The sequence below is a fragment of the Albidovulum salinarum genome, assembly GCF_025673475.1.
Classification (GTDB): Bacteria; Pseudomonadota; Alphaproteobacteria; order Rhodobacterales; family Rhodobacteraceae; genus Albidovulum; species Albidovulum salinarum.
In genome coordinates this window covers 56,205-80,383 of sequence record NZ_JAOVQO010000016.1, presented here as the reverse complement: position 1 = coordinate 80,383, position 24,179 = coordinate 56,205, and the positions used below count along the sequence as shown (strand labels likewise).

The 24,179-nt window shown below is 68.6% G+C and carries 22 protein-coding genes; 8 read left to right on the top strand and 14 right to left on the bottom strand.

Features of this window, described 5'->3' with window-relative positions:
* Positions 1–29 precede the first annotated feature (29 nt).
* Genes OEZ60_RS16475 through OEZ60_RS16465 form a run of 3 tightly spaced genes read left to right on the top strand, consistent with a single transcriptional unit; the run spans position 30 to position 4,077 of the window.
* A complete protein-coding gene (locus tag OEZ60_RS16475; RefSeq protein ID WP_263338498.1) occupies positions 30–1,502 on the top strand; it encodes a glycosyltransferase family 39 protein in 1,473 nt (490 codons plus the stop codon).
* A 28-nt stretch (positions 1,503–1,530) separates the two neighbouring features.
* Positions 1,531–2,487, top strand: a complete 957-nt coding sequence (locus OEZ60_RS16470) for a hypothetical protein (protein ID WP_263338495.1) — start codon at positions 1,531–1,533, stop codon at positions 2,485–2,487.
* A 42-nt stretch (positions 2,488–2,529) separates the two neighbouring features.
* Entirely contained in the window at positions 2,530–4,077 is a 1,548-nt protein-coding gene (locus OEZ60_RS16465; RefSeq protein ID WP_263338493.1) for a GMC oxidoreductase, read from the top strand.
* Here the strand turns inward: OEZ60_RS16465 and OEZ60_RS16460 are convergent.
* The 9 genes from OEZ60_RS16460 to OEZ60_RS16420 are packed head-to-tail and all read right to left on the bottom strand — an operon-like array spanning position 4,074 to position 14,550.
* Positions 4,074–5,354: a glycosyltransferase family 4 protein gene (locus tag OEZ60_RS16460; protein ID WP_263338490.1), complete on the bottom strand. Its 1,281-nt coding sequence runs from the start codon at positions 5,352–5,354 to the stop codon at positions 4,074–4,076. The genes OEZ60_RS16465 and OEZ60_RS16460 overlap by 4 nt on opposite strands.
* On the bottom strand, positions 5,351–6,829 hold the full coding sequence (locus OEZ60_RS16455) for a lipopolysaccharide biosynthesis protein (protein ID WP_263338485.1): 1,479 nt from the start codon (positions 6,827–6,829) through the stop codon (positions 5,351–5,353). Before OEZ60_RS16455 ends, OEZ60_RS16460 begins: the two co-directional genes overlap by 4 nt.
* Positions 6,830–6,875: 46 nt before the next feature.
* A complete protein-coding gene (locus tag OEZ60_RS16450) occupies positions 6,876–7,643 on the bottom strand; it encodes a polysaccharide deacetylase family protein (protein ID WP_263338482.1) in 768 nt (255 codons plus the stop codon).
* A gap of 2 nt (positions 7,644–7,645) precedes the next feature.
* A complete protein-coding gene (locus OEZ60_RS16445) occupies positions 7,646–9,094 on the bottom strand; it encodes a protoporphyrinogen/coproporphyrinogen oxidase (protein WP_263338479.1) in 1,449 nt (482 codons plus the stop codon).
* Positions 9,091–10,059, bottom strand: coding sequence for a lysylphosphatidylglycerol synthase transmembrane domain-containing protein (locus OEZ60_RS16440; RefSeq protein ID WP_263338476.1), 969 nt, complete (start codon positions 10,057–10,059; stop codon positions 9,091–9,093). The genes OEZ60_RS16445 and OEZ60_RS16440 overlap by 4 nt, the downstream gene beginning before the upstream one ends.
* 1 nt (position 10,060) lies before the next feature.
* Positions 10,061–10,972 carry a glycosyltransferase family 2 protein gene (locus OEZ60_RS16435; RefSeq protein ID WP_263338474.1) on the bottom strand — a complete coding sequence of 304 codons (912 nt, stop codon included), beginning with the start codon at positions 10,970–10,972 and terminating at the stop codon, positions 10,061–10,063.
* A 55-nt stretch (positions 10,973–11,027) separates the two neighbouring features.
* A complete protein-coding gene (locus OEZ60_RS16430) occupies positions 11,028–12,047 on the bottom strand; it encodes a glycosyltransferase family 2 protein (protein ID WP_263338472.1) in 1,020 nt (339 codons plus the stop codon).
* Entirely contained in the window at positions 12,044–13,576 is a 1,533-nt protein-coding gene (locus OEZ60_RS16425; RefSeq protein ID WP_263338470.1) for a hypothetical protein, read from the bottom strand. Before OEZ60_RS16425 ends, OEZ60_RS16430 begins: the two co-directional genes overlap by 4 nt.
* On the bottom strand, positions 13,573–14,550 hold the full coding sequence (locus OEZ60_RS16420) for a UDP-glucuronic acid decarboxylase family protein (RefSeq protein WP_263338468.1): 978 nt from the start codon (positions 14,548–14,550) through the stop codon (positions 13,573–13,575). Before OEZ60_RS16420 ends, OEZ60_RS16425 begins: the two co-directional genes overlap by 4 nt.
* A 730-nt stretch (positions 14,551–15,280) precedes the next feature.
* Here OEZ60_RS16420 and rfbC point away from each other — a divergent pair.
* Genes rfbC through rfbA form a run of 5 tightly spaced genes read left to right on the top strand, consistent with a single transcriptional unit; the run spans position 15,281 to position 19,142 of the window.
* Positions 15,281–15,844, top strand: a complete 564-nt coding sequence (gene rfbC, locus OEZ60_RS16415; protein ID WP_263338466.1) for a dTDP-4-dehydrorhamnose 3,5-epimerase — start codon at positions 15,281–15,283, stop codon at positions 15,842–15,844.
* A gap of 2 nt (positions 15,845–15,846) precedes the next feature.
* Entirely contained in the window at positions 15,847–16,887 is a 1,041-nt protein-coding gene (gene rfbB, locus OEZ60_RS16410; protein WP_263338463.1) for a dTDP-glucose 4,6-dehydratase, read from the top strand.
* Positions 16,888–16,891: 4 nt separating this feature from the next.
* Positions 16,892–17,359, top strand: a complete 468-nt coding sequence (locus tag OEZ60_RS16405) for a metal-dependent hydrolase (RefSeq protein WP_263338460.1) — start codon at positions 16,892–16,894, stop codon at positions 17,357–17,359.
* Positions 17,356–18,240 carry a dTDP-4-dehydrorhamnose reductase gene (gene rfbD, locus OEZ60_RS16400; protein WP_263338456.1) on the top strand — a complete coding sequence of 295 codons (885 nt, stop codon included), beginning with the start codon at positions 17,356–17,358 and terminating at the stop codon, positions 18,238–18,240. Before OEZ60_RS16405 ends, rfbD begins: the two co-directional genes overlap by 4 nt.
* Positions 18,237–19,142, top strand: a complete 906-nt coding sequence (rfbA, locus tag OEZ60_RS16395) for a glucose-1-phosphate thymidylyltransferase RfbA (RefSeq protein WP_263338454.1) — start codon at positions 18,237–18,239, stop codon at positions 19,140–19,142. The genes rfbD and rfbA overlap by 4 nt, the downstream gene beginning before the upstream one ends.
* Before the next feature lie 12 nt (positions 19,143–19,154).
* Here rfbA and OEZ60_RS16390 read toward each other — a convergent pair whose 3' ends face one another.
* The 5 genes from OEZ60_RS16390 to OEZ60_RS16370 all read right to left on the bottom strand — a co-directional run bounded on the left by OEZ60_RS16390 (position 19,155) and on the right by OEZ60_RS16370 (position 24,136).
* Positions 19,155–19,913: a LamB/YcsF family protein gene (locus tag OEZ60_RS16390; protein ID WP_263338451.1), complete on the bottom strand. Its 759-nt coding sequence runs from the start codon at positions 19,911–19,913 to the stop codon at positions 19,155–19,157.
* Positions 19,910–20,938, bottom strand: coding sequence for a 5-oxoprolinase subunit C family protein (locus tag OEZ60_RS16385; RefSeq protein ID WP_263338448.1), 1,029 nt, complete (start codon positions 20,936–20,938; stop codon positions 19,910–19,912). Before OEZ60_RS16385 ends, OEZ60_RS16390 begins: the two co-directional genes overlap by 4 nt.
* A complete protein-coding gene (locus OEZ60_RS16380; RefSeq protein WP_263338446.1) occupies positions 20,935–21,702 on the bottom strand; it encodes a 5-oxoprolinase subunit B family protein in 768 nt (255 codons plus the stop codon). The genes OEZ60_RS16385 and OEZ60_RS16380 overlap by 4 nt, the downstream gene beginning before the upstream one ends.
* Before the next feature lie 74 nt (positions 21,703–21,776).
* On the bottom strand, positions 21,777–22,460 hold the full coding sequence (locus OEZ60_RS16375) for a DUF3726 domain-containing protein (RefSeq protein ID WP_263338444.1): 684 nt from the start codon (positions 22,458–22,460) through the stop codon (positions 21,777–21,779).
* Positions 22,457–24,136 carry a hypothetical protein gene (locus OEZ60_RS16370; RefSeq protein ID WP_263338442.1) on the bottom strand — a complete coding sequence of 560 codons (1,680 nt, stop codon included), beginning with the start codon at positions 24,134–24,136 and terminating at the stop codon, positions 22,457–22,459. Before OEZ60_RS16370 ends, OEZ60_RS16375 begins: the two co-directional genes overlap by 4 nt.
* Between the last annotated feature and the right edge of the window lie 43 nt (positions 24,137–24,179).

Here is a 24,179-nt window from a genome sequence, read left to right as displayed (position 1 = left end):
CCGGCAACCTCGGCCGGGGGAGCGTTGACATGACGGCGCAAGTCCGCTCCCTCGGGCGCGATCCGCTCTGGCCGATCGCCCTGATCACCCTTCTCGCGGCGGGACTGCGGGCCGTCGGGCTCAATTCCCCGCTCTGGTACGACGAGATCGCGACCGTCGTATACTCGCTCCAGCAACCGCTGATCGACGTGGTGACGAGCTATCCGTCCAACAACGACCATCCGTTCTACTCGCTGCTCGCGAAGCTCTGCATGATCGCCTTCGGCACGTCGGACTGGTCGGTGCGGCTTCCCGCGGTCGTCTTCGGCGTCCTTTCGGTGCCCGCGCTCTACCTGTTCGCGCGCGCGATAGCGCCCTGGCCGGTCGCGATCGCTTCGGCGCTTTTTCTTGCGGTTTCCTATCATCCGGTCTGGTTCTCGCAGAACGCGCGCGGCTACACGATGCTGCTGTTCTTCGCGCTGGTCTGTACGCATCTGCTGTGGAACGCTCTGGTGCGTGGCCTGGCGGTGCGGGCGAGCTATACGGCCTACGCGCTCTGCCTGGCGCTCGCGGCCTACACGCACCTGACGATGGTGATCCTCGGCCTCGTGCACGGGGCTTCTGCGCTCGTTTACCTCGCCGTGACCGGGGATCGCGGGACCGTCTGGCGCCGGCTCGGCCCGGCCGCCGCGGCCTTCGCCGGCGCGGCGGCGCTCACCGTGCTTCTCTACGCGCCCATGCTCGGCGATGTGGTGGGCTTCTTCCTCGACGGCGCGCGCCAGCAGACCGGAACGAAGGCGGGGGACGTCGCCACCCCCGGCTGGGCGGTGCTGGTGGCCGTGAGGGAACTGACGCAAGCCTTCGGCGGCCCCCTGCCTTTCGCTCTGGCCTGCCTCGTGCTCCTCGCGGGCGGGATTCATTTTCTGCGGCACGAGCCTTTCCTCGCGGCCACGATCGCGCTGACGATCCCGGCCATGGTGCTTGCGTCCTCGGCTCTCGGTCGCCCGATCTTCCCGCGGTTCTTCTTCTTCCAGGCCGGTTTCTTCCTCTTGGCCGCGGTCCAGGGCCTGTGGCTGCTGAGCGGCGCGCTCATGCGCCTTCTCGGGCTCGGCCGCGCGCATCTCCTGCTGTTTTCGCTGATCTGCGTGGCCGGCGCCCTCGCGGGGAGCCCGGCGCTGGTGCGCAATTACAAACTGCCCAAGCAGGACTACACCTCGGCGGCCGCGGCCATCGCCGCCCTGTCCGAAAAAGGCGCGGTCTTCACCATCGGAACCACGCTCGAACTGCCGCTGAACAGCTATCTGAAGCTCGGCCTGCCGACCCTGCCCGACGCCACCGCCTTCACCGAGGCCGAACGCCGTCTTGGCCGGTTCCATGTCGCCTACACGTTCGATCAGTATCTCAGGAGCGCCTTCCCCGACCTCTGGGAGGCGACGATCCAGAGGTGCCGCGAACAGGCGCGAATCACCTCCTCGATCGAGGGCGGCGACATCGTGATCCTCGAATGCGGGGCGGGCACTTGATGGACGGGAGACGAATGCAATGTCAGAGATGACAAGCACGAACGCGCCCGCGCCTCCGCTCTGGCGCTGGATCGTCCGCTTCGCCGGGGCGTTCCCGCTGGCAGTGCTCATCGTCTCGTTTCTCATGCTCTGCGCGATTTCGGGAACAGTCCCGCTTTGGGGCATTCCGGTGCACGAGGACGGCGAGCGGAGCTTCCTGCAAACCGTGTTCTACTTCGAGCACGCGACGCGTGAATGGCCGCTCGACCTCCTGCTCGGGGCTGCGATCGGCGGCGCCGCGGCCCTCGGCCTCGCGCCGAGGCGCGGTCTCACGCCACGGCGGGCGGTGCGCGCCCTCGTCGCGGTCTCGGCCGTGATCCTGGCCGGCACGCTGGTCACGGTCGGACCCGTGGCGCTCCTCGACAACCTGTTGCAGTCGCACACCCGCCCGACCGCCGAACTTGAGATCGGCAGTCACTGGTACTTCCATTTCCTCGGCCAGATCGCGCTGCTCCTGTCGGTGCTCGCGATCGGTCTTACCCTGCGCGCCGCCAGTGCTGCACGTCCCGCAGGCAGCGCCTGGCCCGTGATCCTGATCGTCGGCGCGGTCTTCGCCGGTCTCAGCCTGGCCTTCGGCGCCGGGACCGGGCTCGCCGCGACATCGGTGCTCGATCCGGTCTATCTCGGGCATCAGGCGCGCGAAGTGGCCACGAACGCGCTGGTCACCATCCCGCTAAGCTTTTTCGTCTGCGCACGACTTGCCGAAACGCCGAGCTTCGGCCGGCCGAACGGTCCGGGCATCGCCGCTGGCGGCGTGATCATGCTCGCCGCGCTCGGTCTGGCCGGATACATCGCGCATGGCGCGCTGACGGGCGGCGCGATGGAGGAGGCGCAATCCACCGATTTGCGCGTGCTCATCTTCCCGCATTTCTTCGAGCACATGTTCACCTATGCCGTTGCCTCGCTTACCGCCGCAGCCGTCTTCGCGGCGGCCGGGCGGAGATAGGCTGGCCCGGGTATGCGCGGCGCCGGCGACAGCGGATCGGGAATGCCGGAAGACCGGGACCGCTGCATCGTCATCGGCTCGGGCCCCTCCGGGATCGCCGCAGCGAAGGCATTGCTCGCGCGCGGACGGACGGTCGTGATGCTCGACGGCGGCAAGGCGCCCGAGCCTGCGGCCGAGGCGCGGCGGGTGGCACTGGCCGCGACCGGCCCCGAGGGCTGGAGTGCCGCGGACCGCGCCGCCTGGATGGCGCCGCAGTACGGGGCCCCGCCCGGACAGGTGCGCCGGTTCGGCTCGGACTTCGCGATGGAGCCCGCCGCGACGACCTTCGCCGATGCGCCGGGCTGGCTGGGGCTTCGCGCCTCGCGGGCGGCGGGCGGGTTCTCCAACGTCTGGGGCGCGGCGGTGCTGCCCTACCGGCAGGCCGACATGGCGGATTGGCCGATCAGCGCTGACGATCTCGCGCCGCATTACCGGGCGGTCGCCGGTTTCGTCCCGATTTCCGGGCGCACGGACGATATAGAGGCCCTGATGCCCGCCCTGCCGATGGCCGGTCACGGGCCGATCGCCCCAGCAACGCAGGCGGAGGCGCTGCTCGCCCGCCTGTCCGCCGAGCGCAAGCGGTTCGCCGCCCAGGGTCTGCGGGCGGGCATCGCGCGGCAGGCGGTGGATGCGGCCTGCCGGCGCTGCGGGATGTGTCTGCACGGCTGCCCCTATGGGCTGATCTGGTCGGCCCGCCTCACGCTCGCCGATCTCGGCGCCGATCCCCGATTCAGCTACCGCTCTGGCGCCGTCGTCACCCGCTTCGAGGAGGGCGACGCGGGCATCGCTCTCTACCTTGAGGACGGCACGACGATCACCGGCACTCGAGCGTTCCTTGGCGCCGGGGTGCTCGAAACCGCGCGCATCCTCCTCGCCTCGCGCCCGGAGCCGGGCGAACTGGTGCTGAAGGACAGCCAGCATGCCTTCCTGCCCATGCTGCAGCGTTTCCCGAACCGCTCCCGGCCCGATCGAGGTGCGTTCCACACCCTGCCGCAGATCTTCCTCGAACTCGAGGCGCCCGAGATCTCCGCCTACCTCGTCCATGCCCAGATCTATAGCTGGAACGACTACTATGCCCGCGACCTCGTCGCCAATTACGGCCACGGTCTGCCTTTCGCGCGAGCGTTCTTCGCCGCGCTCGCGCGACGGCTGATCGTGGCGCAGGTTTTCCTGCACTCCGACCATTCGCACCGCATCGGCCTCACCCGCGCCGCCGACGGTCGCCTCACCGCCCGACTGATCGCCAATGCCGATACCGACCGCACCGTCCGCGCGGCGGCCCGCCGGATCGGCGCCGCGATGGGCCATGCCGGGCTCCTGCCGCTGACCTTCGCCAGTCGGCCCGGCGCGCCGGGATCGAGTTTTCATGTTGGCGGATCGGTGCCGATGGCCCGGACGCCCGCGCCCGGACAATCCGATTTGCTCGGCCGGCCCCACGGCCTTTCACGGCTGCACGTCATCGACGCCTCGGTCCTGCCCGCGATCCCGGCCACGACGATCACGCTCCCGGTGATGGCAAACGCGCACCGGATCGCGGCGCTCGCGCCCTAGGCGGCGCCGGTCTCGAACGCCCCCGCCTCGAACTGCCGCACGAGCGCGCGGTCGCCCCTGCGATGCGCCGCCCGCGCGAGCGCCGCACCATAGGCCGCCAGTACGCGGTCCTCGCGCCAGATTGACTCGAACGCGTGGCGCGCGGCCTGGGATTGCGCCGCACGACGGCCGGGTTCGTGCTGCAGGGCGTGCATCGCCGCGATCAGTTCGTCCTCGGTCCCGAAGAGCGCCCCGCCACCCGCCGCCTCGACGATCTCGGGGAACGGGCCGAGGCGCCGGGCGATCACCGGCGTGCCGAGCCGGAAGCTCTCGATCAAGATGATGCCAAAGGTCTCGTAGCAGACCGAGGGAACGATCAGGCCCAGCGCACCCCGGTAGTAGGCGTCAAGTTCCTCAGGGCTCTTGCGGCCGAGGAACTGGATGCGCGGATTACCCTGTGCGAGCCGTTTCAGCGTCACCGCATAGTCGCCGTCGCCGAGGATCAGGAAATCGGCGTCGGGATAGCGTTCCATCGCCGGAAAGACGTCTTGCAGACCCTTGATCTTCTCGAGCCGCCCGACGAACAGGAAATAGGGCCGAGGATGGCCGGCGGGGGCGGCGACCTGGCTGGTCAGGTCGGGCAGGAAGTAGGGCAGCACCTCCATCTCGTGGCGAAGGCCGAACTCGCGGTGCTTGGCGCGGCTGAACTCGCTCTTGGCGACGATCAGGTCGACCTGGCCGAGCTGGCGGTCGAGGTATCCCGTATAGCGCCAGAGCTGCGGCGGGCGGCGGTAGGACAGCACGCAGCGCAGGCATTCGCGGCGGTCGCAAAGCTCCCGGCCATGACGCCAAAGGACATGGGTCGGGCAGACCAGCCAGTGCTCGTGCGCCTCGTAGAGCTTCAGGCCCTCGCCATAGGACAGGATCCCCGGCCCGCCGACCAGCGAGGTGTTGTTGTACCAGATGAGGTCGGGGCGGATCTCGGCCAGAAGCGCACGGATCCGCGCGGCATGAACCAGCGGCCGCCCGGTCTGCTGGGTCAGGAGGTTTGACAGGAAGCCGTTGCGGCTGCGCAGTCCGATCCGCCGCACCCCGTCCGGCGCGCCCTCGGCCTGCGGCTTGCCGCCGAGGATGCGATAGCTGTCCTCGTCATGCACCACGGTCACGTCATGGCCGCGCGCGGCGAGCGCCCGCGCCATGCGCTGCACGCCGATCGCGTCGCCGCCGAAGGAGAATGGCGGGTAGAAGGTCGTGAACATGACGACCTTGAGCGATCGGACACGGCGTTCAATCTTCATTGACCGGCCACCCTCTCCGCCCGGTCCGGTGCCGGGTCCGTGACCGCCGGCCGAACATAGGACATCAGCAGCCGGAGCCGATCACGCATGAAGATGAGGGTGAGGACCGCATAGGTCAGCACCCCGACCCCGACGCTCGCGGCAAGGAGCGCGGCGAGCCCCGCTCCCTCCGCCCAGCGGGCGACGAGCAGGACCGGAATGACCATCGCCGCCGACGCGAGGAATGGCGCGGCGAGTGTCCCCAGAAGCGGCGCCACCGCGATGCTTCCAAGCCGCGCCACGAGCCGGAAGCGGAACACCCAGAGGACGTAATGGGCAAGGACGAAGCCGGCCGTGATCGCGACAAGCCCCCAGCCCGACGCCGCGAAGACCAGCGCCGTGCTGAGGCCGACGCCCAGCCAGGTCAGGACGGTGAGCCGGCCCGCCCGGCCCGCCGCAAGGCAGAATGAGGTCTGCACCGAGGCGACGCAGAGATAGAGGCCGAGCGCCGCCATGACCCTCAGGACCGGCGCCGCGCCGAGCCATTCCGGCCCGAAGACCAGAAGCAGCATCGGCTCGGCCAGCGCGGCCAACCCGGCGAAGAACGGGAACGCCACCAGTGCGGTCAACCGCAGGATCTCGACCAGAAGCTCGCCTGTCTTCCCCCGCGCCCGCGAAACGGCGGCAAAGGCGGGCTGCGAGGCCATGCGAAACCCCGTCGAGGCCAGAAACGAAAGGATCTCGACCAGGCGCCATGACACCGAATAGAGCCCGGTCGCCAGCGGCCCGAGCGTCGCCCCGATGATCAGGATCGGCATCTGCACCATTGCAAGCTCGCCCGAACGCAGGCCGAGAACCTGAAAACCGAACCCGGAGGCGCGGCGGAGGTGCGCGGCGCCGAAGCGCAGGCCCGGCCGCCAATCGACCACCGCCCAGGCGATCGCGGCGTTGGTGGCGATCATCACAAGCCACTGGCCGACGAAGCTCCAGACCCCGTGTCCGGTCAGGGCCATCGCGACCCCGGTGGTGCCCCCAGCGATCACGCCCGCGACGGCGCGGATCGACATGACGCGGAAGTTGAACTCGCGCCGCAGGATCGCGACCGGCACCGCGTTGAAGGCGACTAGCACGACGCTCGGCGCGAGCGCCATGATCAAGCCCTTGACCTCGGGGTGGCCATAGACTGTCGCGATTGGCCCCGCTGCTGCGTAAAGAACGCCGGCAAGTACAACCCCCACGCCCCCAGTCAGCCAGAATACCGCATTGAAGTCCTCCGCCTCCGGCGCGGCCGTCGAGATCAGCGACTCCGCGACGGACTCACGCACCAACGCCTCGGAAACCACGATGAACACCGCGGCCATGGACAGAAGCCCGAACGCCTCTGCGCCGAGGAGCCGGGCCATAGTGACGAAGACGGCGAAGTTGATCGCCTGCTCGGTCCAGTTCCCGGCCGTCATCCAGGCGGCGGAGCGGATGAACTTGGCGCCGACGGTCACGGAAACCACTCCTTTCCCGGCCGCTGTTGGTGTGCCGGCCGCAAGGTCACACCCCCTGCCACGGCTTCATGACCGCGCCGCGCACCGCGCGCATCGCCTTGCGGCGGGCCAGATAGGTCGCCCCCCGTCCATCGAGATGGCGGCGCCAATGGCCAAGGTCGGTGAAGTAGAACATCTCGAGCCGCGGCAGATCGTGGAGGTCCGAACCGGCATCCGCCTGGCCCAGCCTTGTGCCGACCGAGGTCTGGTAATAAGCGGCGACGCGGCGACGCACCGGATCACCGGCGATCCCGTAGGGCGGCGCGAAATGGTGAACCGGCCGGTCGAGCTGATCGGCGATTTCCTGCTGTGAGCGCCTCAGCTCGGCCTCGAGCATATCACCGGTCAGCGCGTCGAGATCGGCGTGAGTGACCGTGTGGCTGCCGAAGGCGACGCCTTCGCGGGCGAGCGCCCGGATCGTGCCCCAGCCCATCAGCGGACGCGGCGGTTCGGTGCCCCCGCGCCAGCCCTCGGCACCGCCGATGTGGCCGGTGGGCAGGTAGACGATCGGCCGGATGCCCAGCGGCTCCATCACCGGCCAAGCGGCATCGGCGAAATCCTGAAAACCGTCGTCGAAGGTCACGATCACCGCATGCGGCGCCAGCCTGACCGACGCATCCCGCGATGCGACGAGGTCGTCGAGCGAGATCACCGGCAGGCCGGACTCGGCGAGCGCACGCATCTGACCGGCGAACACCTCGGGTGGAATGCAGGTCGGACCGCTTCGATCCGAGATCGAATGGTACATCAGGATGTCGATCACGGGCTCCGGCATGGTCAGTCCTCGACCCGGTGGCTCTCGAACTCGTGCCGGTGCCCGGCCCAGCGATCCCGGTCGAGCCCACCCGCCGCAGTCAGGCTTTCGGCCGCGGCATAGGCCATCGCGAAGGCGTGGTGCGTGTTGTCATGGGCGAAAAGCCCCTGCCGCCCGAAGCTCAGGAACCCGTCGAGCGACGACAGCCATCCGTCCACCGTCTCGAAGTGGCGCTGGTAGTCGAGGTCGTAGACCGGGTAGGCATGGGCGATGCGCCGCGTCTCGCAGCGGATCACCGGCACCTTCACCGGCAGGCCGACGCCCTTCAGCCAGTCGCAGTAGTGCCGCCCGAGCTCATCATCGGACATGTCCCACCAGCGTTCGCCCGGATCGCAAGGCAGTTCGGCACAAAGGATCGTGCGGCCCTTCGGCCCGGTCGCGGAACTGTAGTTCTTCGGCTCCGACATCCGGCTGATCGGGATCGAGAGTTCGGGGAAGTAGTGCGCGTCATACTCGGTGAAGCGGTCGGTCTCGAGGATGAGGTAGACGAGGATCATGCCGCGGAAGCGGATCGCCTCGGCCGCCATCGTCACCTCGGGCGGCGGGGGCGGGTCCATCAGGCGGACCGCGATGGTCAGCGGGATGGTCGAGAAGACCTGGTCGGCCTCGTGCCGCGTCTCTCCGTCCTCGGCACGGGTGACGACGCCGGTCACGCGGGATGTCGTCCGCTCAATGCGCACGATATCGGCGCCGAAGCGGAAGGCCGCGCCCTCGGCCTCGGCGGCAGCCGCCATCGCGCGCGAGATCTGCCCGAAGCCCTCGCGGGGATAGTAGAACCGCCCCGTCGTCTCGCCCCGGAGCCCCGGCACCATCTTCGCCATCTTGGCGAGGATCTTGCCGACCGAGCCGCTCGACACCCGCCGCTCGGCGAGCGTCACCGCGAGCTTGTCGGGATCGAGCCCCCAGAGCTTGCGGACATAGGGAAAGTAGAAGTTTTCCGAGATCGTCGGACCGAGCCCGTCATAAAGAACGGAGGAAAAGCTCCGCTTGCCGCCGCGCTTGCCGCGGAAGGGCTTCAGCAGCATGTCGCCGAGAAGCGAGGCCGCGAAGGCCGGCGGCAGGCGCAGGAGCGCGTCGGCCGGTTTCAGCGGGAAGTGGATCCAGCGTCCGCCGAGCCGGATCCGGCCATGACGCGGCTGCAGGAGGAGATCGTCGCCGAGAAGGCGCTTCACATCCGCCAGCACCTTCGGATCGGCGACCGGGTGGAACCGATGCGAGCCGTAGTCGCACCAGATCCCGTCGATCTGGAACGAGGCCGAATTGCCGCCCGCGACCGGCGCGCGCTCCAGCACCTCGACCTCGGCACCGTCGCGGCTCAGCGCGTAGGCCGCCGCAATCCCCGCCGGACCGGCACCGAGGACCGTGATCCGCGGCCGCTCGGCCACGCTTGCCTCGGTCAGGTCACCCTTCATTCCGACATCTCCTTGATCGCGGACGGCCGCGTCCGGAAGCTGCCGCCCGAGAGCGCGAGTACCAGCGCCCCCAGCGCGCCGGCCAGGTAGAGAATCCCCTGCCAGGCGAGGCCCGAGGCGACGACCTCGGCGGCGGCGGCCCCGAAGGGGGCGAGCAGGGCGGCGAGCGAGCTCTCGCGGACCCCGAGCCCGCCGAGCGAGACCGGCAGCGTCGCGATGATCTTGGCGAGCGGCCAGGCGAAGAACCAGGCCGCGACCGGCACATTGACACCGACGACCAACGCGAGCTGGATCGAAAGACCGATCAGCGCCGCCTGGATCGACACCGAGAGGGCGAGCGCGGCGAGAAGCACCCCGGGGCGCCGCGTCAGTGCCGCGAAAGCTTCGGCCGTGCGCAGCGCGAGGTCGCGTGCCGGCAAGCGAGGCCAGCGGCGCCAGAGGGCGCGCACCAAGGGCGGCAGGAGGAACAGCCCGGCGCTCGCGGCGGCAAGGATGCCCCCGGCGACCGCGATCGCAAATCCGCCGCTCCCCGCGCCGCCGATGAGCGTGAGCCCGACGAGCATGAGGCAGACCAGCGCCACGAGGTCGACGGTCCGGTCGCCCACCGCCGCCGCCGCAACGCGCGGCCCGTCGCGCAGGGCAACATGGGCAAGGCCCGCGCGCACCGCATCGCCGCCCGCAGCGCCCGGCAGGCAGAGGTTCGCGGCGAGCCCTCCGAAATGCGCCCGGAGTGCGGCCGGAAAGCCGATCGCCCGGTCCATCAGCCACCACCATTTCGCTGCCGCGGCGACATGGCAGACCAGAAAGGATGCAAAGACCGACAGGAAGAGCGGCCAGGTGAGCCGCGCGAAGCCCTCGAAGATCGCCTCGCGCGGCAGGAGCGAGAAGATCAGCGCCAGCGCCAGGGCAGACCCGCCGGCGCGGATCGCCCATTTCCGTAACGCTCTGCCGGTGCCGCGCGTCATCTCACGGCCTCAGGTGCAGCCGCGAGATCATGTCCGCGATGAGCCCGAGCGACCAGATCATGATCGCGGCGAGGAAGGCGAAGATCGTGGTCTCGGAGAGGTTGCCAATGAAGAGGTCGTAGACGAACTTCACGAACCCGAGCGCCATCAGCGCGAGCCCGAGCGGGATGAAGATCCGCAACGGGTTGAAAAGCACGATGACCCTGAGCACGAGAATGATGAAGTTGATGAAATCCACCGGCCGGATCTTCGACTTGCCGACCCGCCGCCCGTATTCGATCGGCGTGTAGATCATCCGCTTGCCGTTGCAGGACATGCACAGCGTGATCGTCGTGGTGAAGGAGAACTTCTGCGGCAATAGCGGGATGAAAGGAATGAGCTCGGACTTGCGGAATACCCTCAGGCCCGAGTTCAGGTCGTTGAGACGGCGCTCGGCGAGGAACGAGGCGAGCGTGTTCAGCATCCATTTCGCCGGCCGCCGCACAAGGGGCACGTTCTTCATCGCCGCGCCGCGGTCGCCCACCACCATGTCCTGTTCGCGACACATCGCCAGCATTGGCGGCAGGTAGCGCGCGGAATAGGTGCCGTCGGCATCGAGGATCGCGACATAGTCGTGCCGCGCCCGCCGGATGCCGCGCTTCAGGGCCGCGCCGTAGCCCGTGTTGACCTGGTTGGCCTCGACGATCGCGCCGGCCGCCCGCGCCTCGGCAAGCGTGCGATCCTCGGAGCCGTCGTCGACGACGATGATCTCGTAAGGAATGCCGAGGGGGTCCATCGCGTCGCGCACATCCTCGACCGTCGCGCGCACCGCCCCCTCCTCGTTGTAGGCCGGGATCACGACGCTCAGCGACATGCCGTCGAAATCGCTTTCGATCGCCTCGGCCCCAACCATACCGGTCACCGTGTCATCCATCTCCGTTCTTCCCCTTCACACTCGGGTTCGACCGGCGCTCCCCCCCTCTGCGCGGTCATGGCACATGCAGCCGGTCCTTCACGCCCAGGATATGGTACTCGAACAGGCACCAGGCGAAGGCCGCGGCCGAATAGACGTAGTAGATCTGATGATAGACGAGCGAGGCCACCGCGAAGGCGAGCCCGCCGTTGCGATAGAGATAGCGCGCGAAGACCCAGTTCGCCGCGACCGCGAGCACCATGAGCGCGATCGTGACCGGCCAGAGCCACGGCGCGAAGACAAGCGCGACGATCGACAACAGCAGGAGACCAGCGATCGCCGCCCGCGCCTTCTCGCCGCGCGACGTGTTGAGGTCGTCCGCGACGCCCTCGCGCGCGATCATCAGCCGCGACCAGGGCAGCGCACGGCGGAAGATGTCGGTATGGATCGCCTTCCGCGGGGTCCACACCTTCAGATGCTTGCCGAGCAGCGTCGGGTCGAGCACGATCCGCCCGCCCGCGCGGCGGATCCGGTAGCCGAGTTCGATGTCCTCGATCGAGGGAACCCGGTAAGTCACGATGTCGAACCCGCCCACGGCAAGGAACGCGTCCCTGCGCACCGCGCCGCAGCCCGCCCAGAACGTCGCCGCCTCGCGCCGCGCATTCTGGTGATAGAAGCGGTGCATGAGGTTCTTGTAGCGCGAGAACCAGTGCGATCCGTCCGGCGCCGCGTCGTAGGAGCCGAACAGTGCCGCCACGCCGGGATCGGCGAAGGCGGCCGCGATCTTGGCGGCACCGTCCTCCCAGGCAATGACGTCGCTGTCGACGAACCAGAGGATTTCACCCGCCGCGTGTTCGGCCGCGAGATTGCGCGCCGCGCCGGGGCCGCCGTTCACCTCGGTCGTCAGCACCGTCACGCCGACCCCGCGCGCGACCGCGGCGGTAGCGTCGGTCGAACGGTCGTCGACGACGATCACCTCAGCCACCTCACCTCGATCGCGCATGGCGACGAGAGGTGCGAGCACCCGCGGAAGGAGAGGCGCGGCATTGTAGGCCGGCATCACGACCGAGATCGTCACCCTGCCCGATCCGCTCAAAGCCGACCCTCCCCGACCGGATCGAACCGCCGTGCGCGGCGCGCAAAGATCATCAGGACCGTCGCCATCAGCGGCAGAAGCCAGATCACCCGCGCCCCGTAGCGCGTCGCCGGCTGCGATATCCCGCCGCAAACCATCGCGTTGGCAAGGATTCCGACGAGAACCATGACCGTGAGCGCCTTGACCTCTCCCGGCACCCGGCGCGGCACGATCATGAGGATCAGGATCACCGCGAGCGACAGGGCGTAGAAGACCGCGTGCAATGGCGCAACGATCCGCAGCCAGCCGGGATCCGCGGTGATCCGGCCATGCTCGAACGCCCCGCTCAGGAGCCCCGACACCGGCGCGTTCACCTCAACAATGCTCTTAGTCGGAAGCGTCATGTCGACGCTGACCGAAATCGTCTGCGCCAAAACGTTGTGGGCCAGAGCCTTGATGATCCCGAAGGGATCGTTTCTGAACACCCGGAAGAAGAAGGCGATCTGGTCGTCGGAAACAAGCGCCTGATCCTCGGGCGACAACCGCCGCAAAGAGCCAAGCTCTTCACTTTGCGCAAAGACGATATGGGAGGCCGTGAGCCGCATCGGATCATCCGAGTGCATGAGCGCCTCGTGCAGGACGCATGTCGGGATCGCTTCGTCGGGGCAGTTCGCGTCGAGGTAGCGCATACCCGGGCCGTCCTGGATGATCCGGGCGGTGATGTAGGGCTTGATGACAACTTCGGACTCCGACAGCGACCGCGCGGCCGACCGCAGCACGCTCTGCTCGGCATAGCCCATGCCAACGATGACCAGCACCAGCGCAGGCGGGAGCCACCACTGGCGCCGCGACATGATCAGCGAGACAAGAACGGCGGCTGGCGCCATCAGCGTCGCAAGCCCAAGGTGCGACAGGTGCGACACCGTCGCCAGCGAGCCGAGCGCCAGCACCAGCAGAATCTCCCAGACCAGCATCACGCGGGCGAACACGGTGAGCGTCGCAACCGCCAGGATCAGCACGGGCGCGAACGTGTCGGGCATGAGATAGGCGGCATAGAACGGCAGGGAGCCGAACGAGGCCACAATGATCGGCAGCGCCACCGCCTGGGATAGCGGGATATGCAGCCCCCAGTGCCGCACCGCGATCCGCATCGGCAGCCACACCGCGAGGAAAATCGCCGCGACATTGAGCGCGATTAGCCCCTCGAGCGCGCCGAGCCTGGCGAGGGTACCCGCAAACAGCGAATAGACGGTCGAACGCGATCCGTCGACAGTATGGTCGGCTTCTATTTCGGCGGTAATGTCGGGCCCCTTCCCTGTCGCGACCTCGGTCACCTCTTCGCGGTGTATCGGCGACTTACCCGGAAAGCCGATGTGAAAGAGCGCAGAATGGCCCTGCGAGACATACCCCATGGTGTCGAAATAGAACAGCGGCTTGCCATTGATCATGAGCACGCTGAGGCACGCGAGGAGCGCGACCGCGATCCAAAGAACGGCGCGACCGATGCTTGTCGGGCGTACCGCCGACCCGTTGCTCTGCACCGTCGTCATTGGCCCGCTCCTTTCTCAAGCCCCAGTTCCCGGCGGAGTTCGGCGAAGTAAGTGATCGTCGCGCCGAGCCCGTCGCGGAGCCGAACCTGCGGCTCCCAGTCGATGGTGCGCCTCGCCAGGCTGATATCGGGCCGGCGCTGCACCGGATCGTCATGCGGCAGCGGCTTGTGGACAAGCTCGGACCGAGATCCCGTAAGCTCGATCACGGTCTCGGCCAGCTCGCGAATCGACATCTCGACCGGATTGCCGAGGTTGATCGGTCCGGTCACGTCGTCCGGCGTCTCCATCAGCCGGATCAGCGCCTCGACGAGGTCCGACACGAAACAGAACGACCGGGTCTGGCTGCCCTTGCCGTAGATCGTGATCGGCTCGCCCGCCAGCGCCTGCATGATGAAGTTCGACACGACGCGCCCGTCCCTGGGATGCATCCGCGGCCCGTAGGTGTTGAAGATCCGGGCGACCTTGATGCGCAACCGATGCTGGCGGTGGTAGTCGAAGAACAGCGTCTCGGCACAGCGCTTGCCCTCGTCGTAGCAGGACCGAAGGCCGATAGGGTTCACATTGCCCCAGTAGCCCTCTGGCTGTGGATGCACGCTCGGATCGCCGTAGACCTCAGAGGTCGAGGCCTGGAGGATCCGGGCGCGCAGCCGCTTGGCGAGACCGAGCATGTTGATCGCGCCGTGGACGGAGGTCTTGGTCGTCTGAACCGGATCGTGCTGATAGTGGACCGGGCTCGCCGGACAAGCGAGGTTGTAGATCTCGTCGACTTCGACATAAAGCGGGAAGGTCACGTCGTGACGCATCACCTCGAAGCGCGGATTCCCGAGCAGGTGTTCGACGTTTGTGCGCCGCCCGGTGAAATAGTTGTCGACGCAGAGGACGTCGTGGCCTGCGTCCAGAAGTCTTTCGCACAGATGCGAGCCGATGAACCCGGCGCCGCCGGTCACGAGAACACGCCTGGAGACGGCGCTCATCTTTCACCCTCCTTCCCGCAGCTGGCGGCGGTAAACCGGCAGGACGGCGCGGCGACGGCCCGCCAGACGCCGGCCTCTTCAGCGAAGACTAGGACAAGGCGCCCATCGGAGCGAGAAATTTCCCGGATGGGCAGGTCACGGCCGGCCGCGGCGGAGACCCGGATGTATCGACCGGCGGGATGCGGCCCCGATCCGGCCCCGGCGCCGGAAAAGACCGCCAGCGCATTCTCCAAAGCCTTGCCCGACAACGCGCTAACGCCTCTGCGGGGTCGCAACGAGCACCCAAAAAAACGGCATGCCCCGGCAACCGGCAACTCGTCGCAGATTCCTGGATCTCAATGAATTTCACCCACCATACCTGACCGAAACCGATTTCGGCCTGACCACCGTTATCCTTGTTAGCGGCCCCTCCGGCCGCTGAAAAACGCATCGCGCAAACAATCGGCCCCGGGCGTAAAGCCTCGCGCACCCGTTACGGGCCGCCGCCATCCTCTATCTCCGATCCATAGCACGAAAACCGCGCGGCCGCGAGCGACTGGGTTTTTGCGCTGCTCGTCGCGCCTCCAAGGCTCGCGTATTATCCATCTTCCGGAAACAATCCTGCACATACGCCCGCTCAATGCCAAAATGGTGCCGAAGCTCCGACTGATTCCCGGCTGGACGGCCCCCCTTTCGTCGGTCGAGCGGGCCGGATATGATGCCGCGGACCACTAACAAGGCTTGGATTTCCATGAATATCGAAGAGACCGCGCTGCCCGGCGTGCTGATCCTCACGCCGCGCCGTTTCGGAGATGCGCGCGGCTGGTTCTCGGAGGTGTGGAATCGCAAGGTCCTTACCGACAGGGGAGTCGACGTGCCCTTCGTCCAGGACAATCACTCCTTTTCGCGCGACGCAGGCACGGTGCGGGGTCTTCATTTCCAGTCGCCGCCTCATGCCCAGGCCAAGCTGGTGCGTTGCGGCCGAGGCCGGATCCTCGATATCGCGGTCGACATCCGGCGCGGATCGCCGAACTACGGCAAGTGGGTGGGGGTCGAGCTTTCGGCCGAGAATGGCCGTCAACTCCTGATTCCAGCAGGTTTCCTGCATGGCTTCTCGACGCTGGAGCCGGACTGCGAAGTGCTCTACAAGTGCTCCGACTTCTACGCTCCGGAATGCGACGGCGCCGTGCGCTTCGACGACCCGGACCTCGGCATCGATTGGGGGCTCGACACGAGGGCGGCGATCTTGTCGGACAAGGACGCCGCCGCGCAGAGCTTCCGCGACTTTCAATCTCCCTTCGTCTACGAGGCCTGACGATGAAATTGCTCGTGACCGGCGGCGCCGGCTTCATCGGCTCCGCGGTCGTGCGCCATGCGGTCCGCGCCGGTCATTCCGTCGTCAATCTCGACAAGCTGACCTATGCCGGCAGCCTGTCGAACGTGGCCGAGGTGGCCGATAGCCCGGCCTACGCCTTCGAAGAGGCCGATATCTGCGACCGCAAGGCCGTCGACGCGATCCTCGCGCGCCACCGGCCCGATGCAATCATGCATCTCGCCGCCGAAAGCCATGTTGACCGCTCGATCGACGGGCCGGCGGCCTTTATCGAGACCAACATCACCGGCACCTACACGATGCTGGAAGCCGCCCGCGCCTACTGGATTGCCGAGGGCAAGCCGGAGAGCTTCCGCTTCCACCACATCTCGACCGACGAGGTCTTCGGCTCGCTCGGCAAGACCGGCAAGTTCACCGAGGATACGCCCTACGATCCGCGCTCGCCCTATTCGGCGTCGAAGGCGTCATCGGACCACCTCGTCCGCGCCTGGCACGAGACTTACGGTCTGCCGGTGGTGCTGACCAATTGCTCGAACAACTACGGCCCCTACCACTTCCCGGAAAAGCTCATCCCGGTGGTGATCCTGAAAGCGCTCTCCGGCGCGCCGATCCCGATCTACGGGCGAGGCGACAACATCCGCGACTGGCTTTACGTCGAGGACCATGCCGAGGCGCTGCTCCTCGTCGTCGAGAAGGGTGAACTGGGCCGCAGCTACAATGTCGGCGGCGAGAACGAGGCGACGAACCTCGAACTGGTGACGAAGATCTGCGCGATCCTCGACGCCAAGCGCCCCGGCAACAAGCCCTACGCAGACCAGATCACCTTCGTCACCGACCGCCCCGGCCACGACCAGCGTTACGCGATCGACCCGGCCCGGATCCGCGAGGAACTCGGCTGGCGCCCGTCGGTGACGCTCGACGAGGGGCTCGAGAAGACTGTCCAGTGGTTCCTCGACAATGAGGCCTGGTGGCGCGCGCTCCAGGACCGCGACGGCGTAGGCAAAAGGCTCGGGACGGGCGGCTGAGCCGATGCTGACCGCGCATCTCCCGGCCGGCTATGTGCTGGCGCGACGCTGGCCCCGAGCCGCGCCAGGCATCGTGCCGGCGGCGCTCGTCGCATCGGTCTTGCCGGATACCGACCTCGTCTTCTTCTACCTCGTCGACGACCGCGCCATCCACCACCACCGCTACTGGGTTCATGTCCCGGCCTTCTGGCTCGCCGTCGCCGCCATCGTCCTGCCGCTCCTCCGCCGCAGCCGCTACCTTCCGGCCGCCCTCGCCTTCCTCGCCGCGATCTTCCTGCACCTCGCGCTCGACACGATCGGCGGCGGCATCCTCTGGCTCGCGCCCTTCTCCGACCGCATGGTCGAACTCGTCACCGTGCCCGCGACCCGAAGCCACTGGGTCGCGTCTTTCGTCCTGCACTGGACCTTCCTTCTGGAGCTTGGCATCTGGGGCACGGCCATCGCGCTCTTCCTGAAAGGCCGTCGGACATGAAAGCCCCCGCATTCAAGGTTCTCGTCTTCGGCACCACCGGCCAGCTTGCCATCGAACTTGCCCGCCGCGCGCCCGGGGGCGTGACCCTGACCGCCCTCGGCCGCGACGCCGCCGACCTCACCAACCCCGCCGCCTGCGCCGATGCCATCGCGGCAGCCGATGCCGACATCGTCATCAACGCCGCCGCCTACACCGCCGTCGACCAGGCCGAGACCGACCGCGACACCGCCGAGGCGGTCAATGCGGAGGCACCGGGCGCGATGGCGGCGGCTTGCGCGACGCGGGGCCTGCCGTTCCTCCATGTCTCGACCGACTATGTCTTCGACGGATCGGGCAGCCGTCCCTGGCGCGAGGATGATGCGACGGCGCCGCTCGGCGTTTACGGCGCCACCAAGCTTGACGGCGAGCGCCGGATCGCGGCGGCTGGCGGGGCGCATGTCATCCTGCGCACCGCCTGGGTGTTCTCGGCCCACGGCAAGAACTTCGTCAAGACCATGCTGCGGCTCGGCGCGGAGCGTGAAGCACTCTCGGTCGTCGCCGACCAGCGCGGCGGCCCGACCGGTGCCGCCGATATCGCGGATGCGCTCTGGGCCATTGCCGGCGCCTTCCGAGATGGCAGGGGACAAAGCGGCATCTTTCACTTCGCCGGCGCCCCCACCGTCAGCTGGGCCGACTTCGCCGAGGCGATCTTCGCGGCCTCGTCGCTGACCCGCAAACCGGTCGTGAACCGCATCCCCAGCGCGGCCTATCCGACCCCGGCACGGCGCCCCGAGAATTCTGCACTCGACTGCTCGCGCATCCGCGAAACCTATGGCATAGAGCAACCGGATTGGCGCAAGACATTGTCGCAAGTGATAAAGGAAGTGGAGGCGGGATCATGAGCGAAACCGGACGCAAGGGCATTATTCTGGCCGGCGGATCGGGCACGCGGCTTTACCCGATCACCCATGCGGTGTCGAAGCAGATGCTGCCCCTCTACGACAAGCCGATGATCTACTATCCCTTGTCGGCGCTGATGCTCGCCCATATCCGCGAGGTGGCGATCATCTCCACTCCGCGCGACCTGCCGCAGTTCCAGGCGCTTCTCGGCGACGGCTCGGCCTGGGGGATGCGCTTCGAATACATCGTCCAGCCTTCGCCCGACGGGCTCGCCCAGGCCTATCTCCTGGCCGAGGATTTCCTCGCCGGCAGCCCCTCGGCAATGGTGCTCGGCGACAACGTTTTCTTCGGCGAGGGGCTGTCGGCCAAGCTCCGCGCCGCTGACGAGCGGACCTCCGGCGGCACCGTCTTCGGCTACCGCGTCTCCGATCCCGAACGCTACGGTGTCGTCGAGTTCGACCGTGATGGCCACGTCCTCTCGATCGTCGAGAAGCCCGAGATCCCGAAGAGTTCCTACGCGGTGACCGGGATATACTTCCTCGACGCGGAAGCCCCCGCGCGCGCCAGGACGATCGCGCCTTCGCCCCGCGGCGAGCTGGAGATCACCGATCTTCTCAACGGCTACCACCGCGACGGCAGCCTCAAGGTCGAGACCTTGGGTCGCGGTTTCGCCTGGCTCGACACCGGCACGCACGAGAGCCTTCTGGAGGCGGCCGAGTTCATCCGCACGATCGAGGACCGCCAGAACCTGAAGGTGGGCTGCCCGGAAGAGATCGCCTTCCTCAACGGCTGGATCGACGCCGAGACGCTCACCGCGCTCGCCAAGCCCTACTTCAAGACGCAGTACGGCAAGTATCTCGCCCGCATCGCCGCCGACCCGGACCTCGCCCGCGCCGCCGAGTGACGCTCCCGGCCGTCAGAACCGCGTGACGGTGATCCCGGCGCCCTCAAGCGCGCTTCGCACCTCTCGCGCGATCGCCACCGCCTCCGGCGTATCGCCATGCAGGCAGATCGTGTCGATCCGGGTCGGAATGCGCTTGCCGCTGTCGGCGATGATCGCGCCGGCCCGGACCATCTCGACCATCCGCGCCGCCGCGTGGGCGGGATCGTGGATCACCGCGCCCGCTTTCGCGCGGTCGACGAGGGTCGCGTCGTCCTCGTAGGCGCGGTCGGCGAAGATCTCGGCCGCGTAGGGACAGCCCATCTCGCGCACGACCACCTCCATCGCCGTCGCGGCGAGCACCATGATCACGAGATCGGGCTCCACCTCCAGGGCCGCCGCGTAGCAGAGCCGCGCGAGGGCCGCGTCTTCCGAGGCCATGTTCGACAGCGCCCCATGAAGCTTCAGATGCCGGAGCCGCCCGCCCGCGGCCCGCGCCATCGCGCTCGCCGCGCCGACCTGGTAGCGGATCGCGTTGGCGAGGCTCTCGCCCGGCAGATGCATCCGCCGGCGGCCGAATCCCTGAAGATCGGGAAAGCCCGGATGCGCGCCGATTCCCACGCCCTTTTCGACCGCGAGGCGCATGGTTTGCGCCATCACGTCCGGGTCGCCGGCATGAAAGCCGCAGGCAATATTGGCCGAGGTGACAATGTCGAGAAGTGCGGCGTCGTCGCCGAGGCTCCAGCGCCCGTAGCCCTCGCCCATGTCGGAATTGAGATCGACCGTCGCCGTCATGCCCCGTCCTCCCCGTCCAGATCGGCACCCGCTGTGACGCCTCCGATCAGTTGATAGGCCAAAAGATCGGCGATGTCGCCGGGATCGCGCAGAAGCGGCCGGATCGCCCCGCTGAAGCGTGCCGCGCCGCGCCCCTGCCGGTGGAGGTCGGCCAGAGCCTCCTCGCGGGTGACGAAGCGGAAGCGGAGCCGCGTTCCCGGCGCCGCCTGCGCCACGATGGGCAGGTCCTGCGGCACCACGGTGCCGATCCGTGGATAGCCCCCCATCGTCTGGCATTCGGGCAGGAGTACATAGGGCGTGCCGTCACCGGTCATCTGGATGTCGCCCGGCACGATGATCTCCGAGGCGATGGACAACTGCCCCTCGGTCGCCGCGAAGGGGGCGCCGTCATGGACGAGCCGCACCCCCTGCCGGTTTCCGCGCGCATCGCGGGTGAAGGTCGCCGCTGCGAAGCGGTCGCGCTCCGCCGGGGCGAAAAGCCCGGTCTGGGCCGAGGGCACGACCCCTACCGCGCCGCCGCTGAAGCGATCCGCGACCGCGATCCCGAGGCCCGGCCGCGTCGGTCCCGCCTCGCCAACCGGCAGCCGGTCGCCCGACCCGACCGCCGCGCCAAGCCCGGCCGTCAGATGCGCCGAGCGGCTGCCCATCACCGGGGCCGTCGCGATGCCGCCCGCGACATGGAGATAGCCGTAGACCCCGGCCTTCGCGCCACCGATCACGAGCCGCTGTCCCTGCCCCAGCCTGTGCGTCGCGTTCCAGGCAAGGGGAACGCCGTCTAGCGTCGCGGCCATCGACGCACCCGTCAGCGCGATGATGAGGTCGCCTTCCGCCTCGAACGTCCCGCCCGACATCGCCATCTCGACCGCGGCGCAATCCTCCGTCTGGCCGAGCAAGGCTGCGCCCTCGGCAAGCGCCAGCACATCGGCCGCGCCGCCGCGCGACAACCCTTGGGCGAGCCAGCCCGGCCGACCCCGGTCCTGCACCGTCACGCCGGGTCCGGCGGCAAGGACAAGGAGCGCGCTCATGGGATCGGCTCCGCCACCGCGCCGCCATTGTCCGGATTCGCCGCCCGCAGGTCGGCAAGCTCCTCGGCCGCGATGGGCACGAAACGGACCTCGTCGCCGGAGCGGAGCGGGAACGGCTCCGCCGCCTCGGGTCGGAAGCCGCGGAAGCCGGTCTGGCCAACATGCCGCCAGCCGGTCGGCGTCGCGGTCGGAAAGACGATGAGCTGGCGGACCGCGACGACCAAGGCGCCTGCCGGGATGCGCGGCGTGACCCCGGTCTGGCGCGGAATGTCCCACTGCGCGGGCAATGTGCCCATGTAGGGAAGGCCCGGCGCGAAGCCGATCGTCAGCACCCGGACGGGCGCTGCGGTCAGTTCGGCGACCGCCTCCTCGGACGTGCGTCCGGCGAGTGCCGCCGCCTCGGCAAGCTGCGGCCCGTACTCGCCACCGAAGACGGTCGGGATCCGCCAGAGCCGCCGTCCCGTGGGCAGGCCCACCGCATACCAGTCGCGGCTGTCGAGCAGCGCCCGGAGCCGCGTTTCGATCGCGGCAAGGTCGGTCTCGAAGGGGTCGAACCGCAAGAAGACCGAGGCGAGCGAGGCCGCCGTCTCCTCGACATCGGCCCAGCCCTCGGCCTCGACCGCCGAGCGAAAGGCGACGGCCGCACGGTTCGCGCGCTCGTCGAGACGGCCGGCAAAGCTCACCAGCAGTCCCGTCAGCCCCATCGTGGCCAGCCGCGGATAGGCCGCGTCTTCCGGCCGGATTTCGGTTTCGGCGTCAGGCATCGCGCAGTCGGCGCTCCCGGATCGGTTGGTTCCGGTTCAGTTCACCGCAACCCGACGCCGACGGCAAGGGCCGCTCAGTCGTTGTCGAGATTGCCTGCCCCGGCGCCCGCGCGCGACTTCTCGGAGGCCGGCACCGTCGTGCGGAGCGCGAAACCGTCGAGAAGCGCCCAGTCGTCATGCGAGAGCCAGCGCCCGGACTGGCGCGCGACCGGCGCCGCGCCCGCGGCACCGGCGATCTCGACCGTCGCTTCGGCGAACCCGGCCAGCGCCTCCAGATCGGCGCCCGCCCCCGGCCCTTCCGGTCCGACCGTCACCCGGCCGCCCGGCCAGGTGAGCGCGACGGACGCGCCGCAGCCCTCCGCGACCAGCGCCAGGAACGGCAGGATCAGCACCGGCCAGGCGAGACCTTCAAGCCGCAGCTCCGGCGGGATGGCGCCGGCCCGGTCGGAAAGTGCCGCGCCTGCCGCGATCGGGCAAAGCGCGCCACCGGCGCGGCCACGCCAGACGCCCGAGCCGATCTCCGGTGCCGCGCCAACCCCAGCCTGTATACGGGCGCCGAGCCGCTCCGGCCCCGGCAGCCCCGCCGCGGCGAGCCAGCGCGCGGCGAAGGCGGCCTCCTCGGCCAGCCCCCATTCCATGCCGGCGCCGCGCGCCGCCTTGAAGCAGAGGCTCTGGATCTCCGGCAGCGTCAGCCGCGCACCGCCCTTTTCGGGAACCGCCACACCGGCCTGGGTGGGATCGTTCGCGATCTCGCTCATGCCCGCTCTCCTTCCTTCGTCATCTCATCGGGATAAGGCATCCCCTGACAGAGCGCGATCCGCACCCAGCGGTCCGAGCGCGGGTCGAAATGGGTGGCCCCAAAATACGCGAGCTTGCAGCGCAGAAGGTCGATCGGCAGCATGTCGGACGCGATCAGGTTGTCGCGGACCTCGGCATAGGGGTGCCGCATCGCCATCTGCAGCCGCCGCGCCATGAAGCGGTGCTCGGGATGGGCAAGGAGGAAGGCCGCCAGACTGTCCTCGCCCTTCCAGCCATCAAGCGCACGCGCCATGTCGGCGGCGAGCCAGCCGATGCAGAGCGGAAGCTCGCGCTCGGCTCCGTCCTCCTCGAACCGCTCGCCGAGACGGGGTTCGAGCTTTTCCTCCGAGACATACCAGAACCGCGCGATCTGGCTCCGGTCGGCATAGTCGGTGTCGATTGCCCAGCCGTAATGCCCGGCCAGCGCCGCCCGCGTCGCTGAGACGGACATCGACCCGTCGATGCGGTGGATCGCGCCTTCCTCGGCGTCCATGCAATCGGCAAGGCCGTCGATGAGCGCGCCATGCGGCTCCAGCATCATCGCCAGCAGCGCCTCCTGGCCCTCGAGCGTGAGCGTCTCCGCACCCCAGCGCCAGAGCGCGTCCCAGGGGCGGGCGCCCGCGCCCGGCCAGGTTTCCAGATATTCGCCGATCCGGTCAAGGTCGCCACCGAGATCGGCGAGCTTCTCGATCTGGATCGGGTGTTCGCTGCGCCAATGAGCGTGGTTGGCACGCGCCGCATCGAGCGCGGCGCGCAGGCCCGCGACCTCGGCCGCGCCGGCGCTCTCCTGCGCGCGGACCCGCGCCAGAGCCTCCTCGCGCGACGCGACCCAGTTGTTCAGAAGCATCGGGTGACGGATCAGGAACGGCGCCATGCCGAGCCCGGTCGAATTGCCGACCCCGAGCCGGCGGCGCAGGTCGGGCGCGAGCCGCACCGCCTTCGTGCCGCCCTTCTGGGCGGCAAGATGTTCGACGAGATCGACGGTGAAGGCGCGGGTGAGCCAGACCGACAGCATCTCGGCCTGGAACGGTCCCTTCATCTCGGGCCGCCAGGCGAGGACCGAGCGGTCCGCCGCGCCGAACTTGCCCGAGCCGTAGACCGCCGTCGTCCGCATCAGGTAGCCGACGGCGTCGATCTCGGCCGCGTCGGGCTGCTCGCCCTCGGCAAGCCGCGAAACGATATGATCGAAGAGCCGGACCGACCGGTTGGCGCGGCTGAGCGACAGCTCGCTCTCGGCGATGCGCCCGGCTTCCTGCAGGGGCACATTGGCCTGGAGCCGGTCGAGATCGGCCGTCGAGGGCGTGCCGTCGAACAGCGCGAAGGTCGCGTCCCAGGCGGTGGCGATCACCCGGTCGGAGCGCATGTCCGCGGGCAGGTCATGGGCGAAGGCGACGAGCGAGTAGGTCCGCTCCGGCCCGATGGCGCGGTAGACGGCGCGGCCGACGCCCTTGGCGTCCATCTCCCAGACCGGGCGGTCGAAGCGCCAGCCTTCGTCGCGCATGCGCCGGAGGAGAACCCGCAGGAACGAGAGCCGTGTCGGATGGGCGCTGCCCATGCGCGCGAGCCGCATCACCTCGGCGGGGTCGCGGCGAAAGCTCGCGACATTTCCGGCGGCATCCTTCGCAGTGACGGTCATTCTCTCCTCCCTTGGGTGGGGTCCGGGCGAGTGCCGCCCGGAC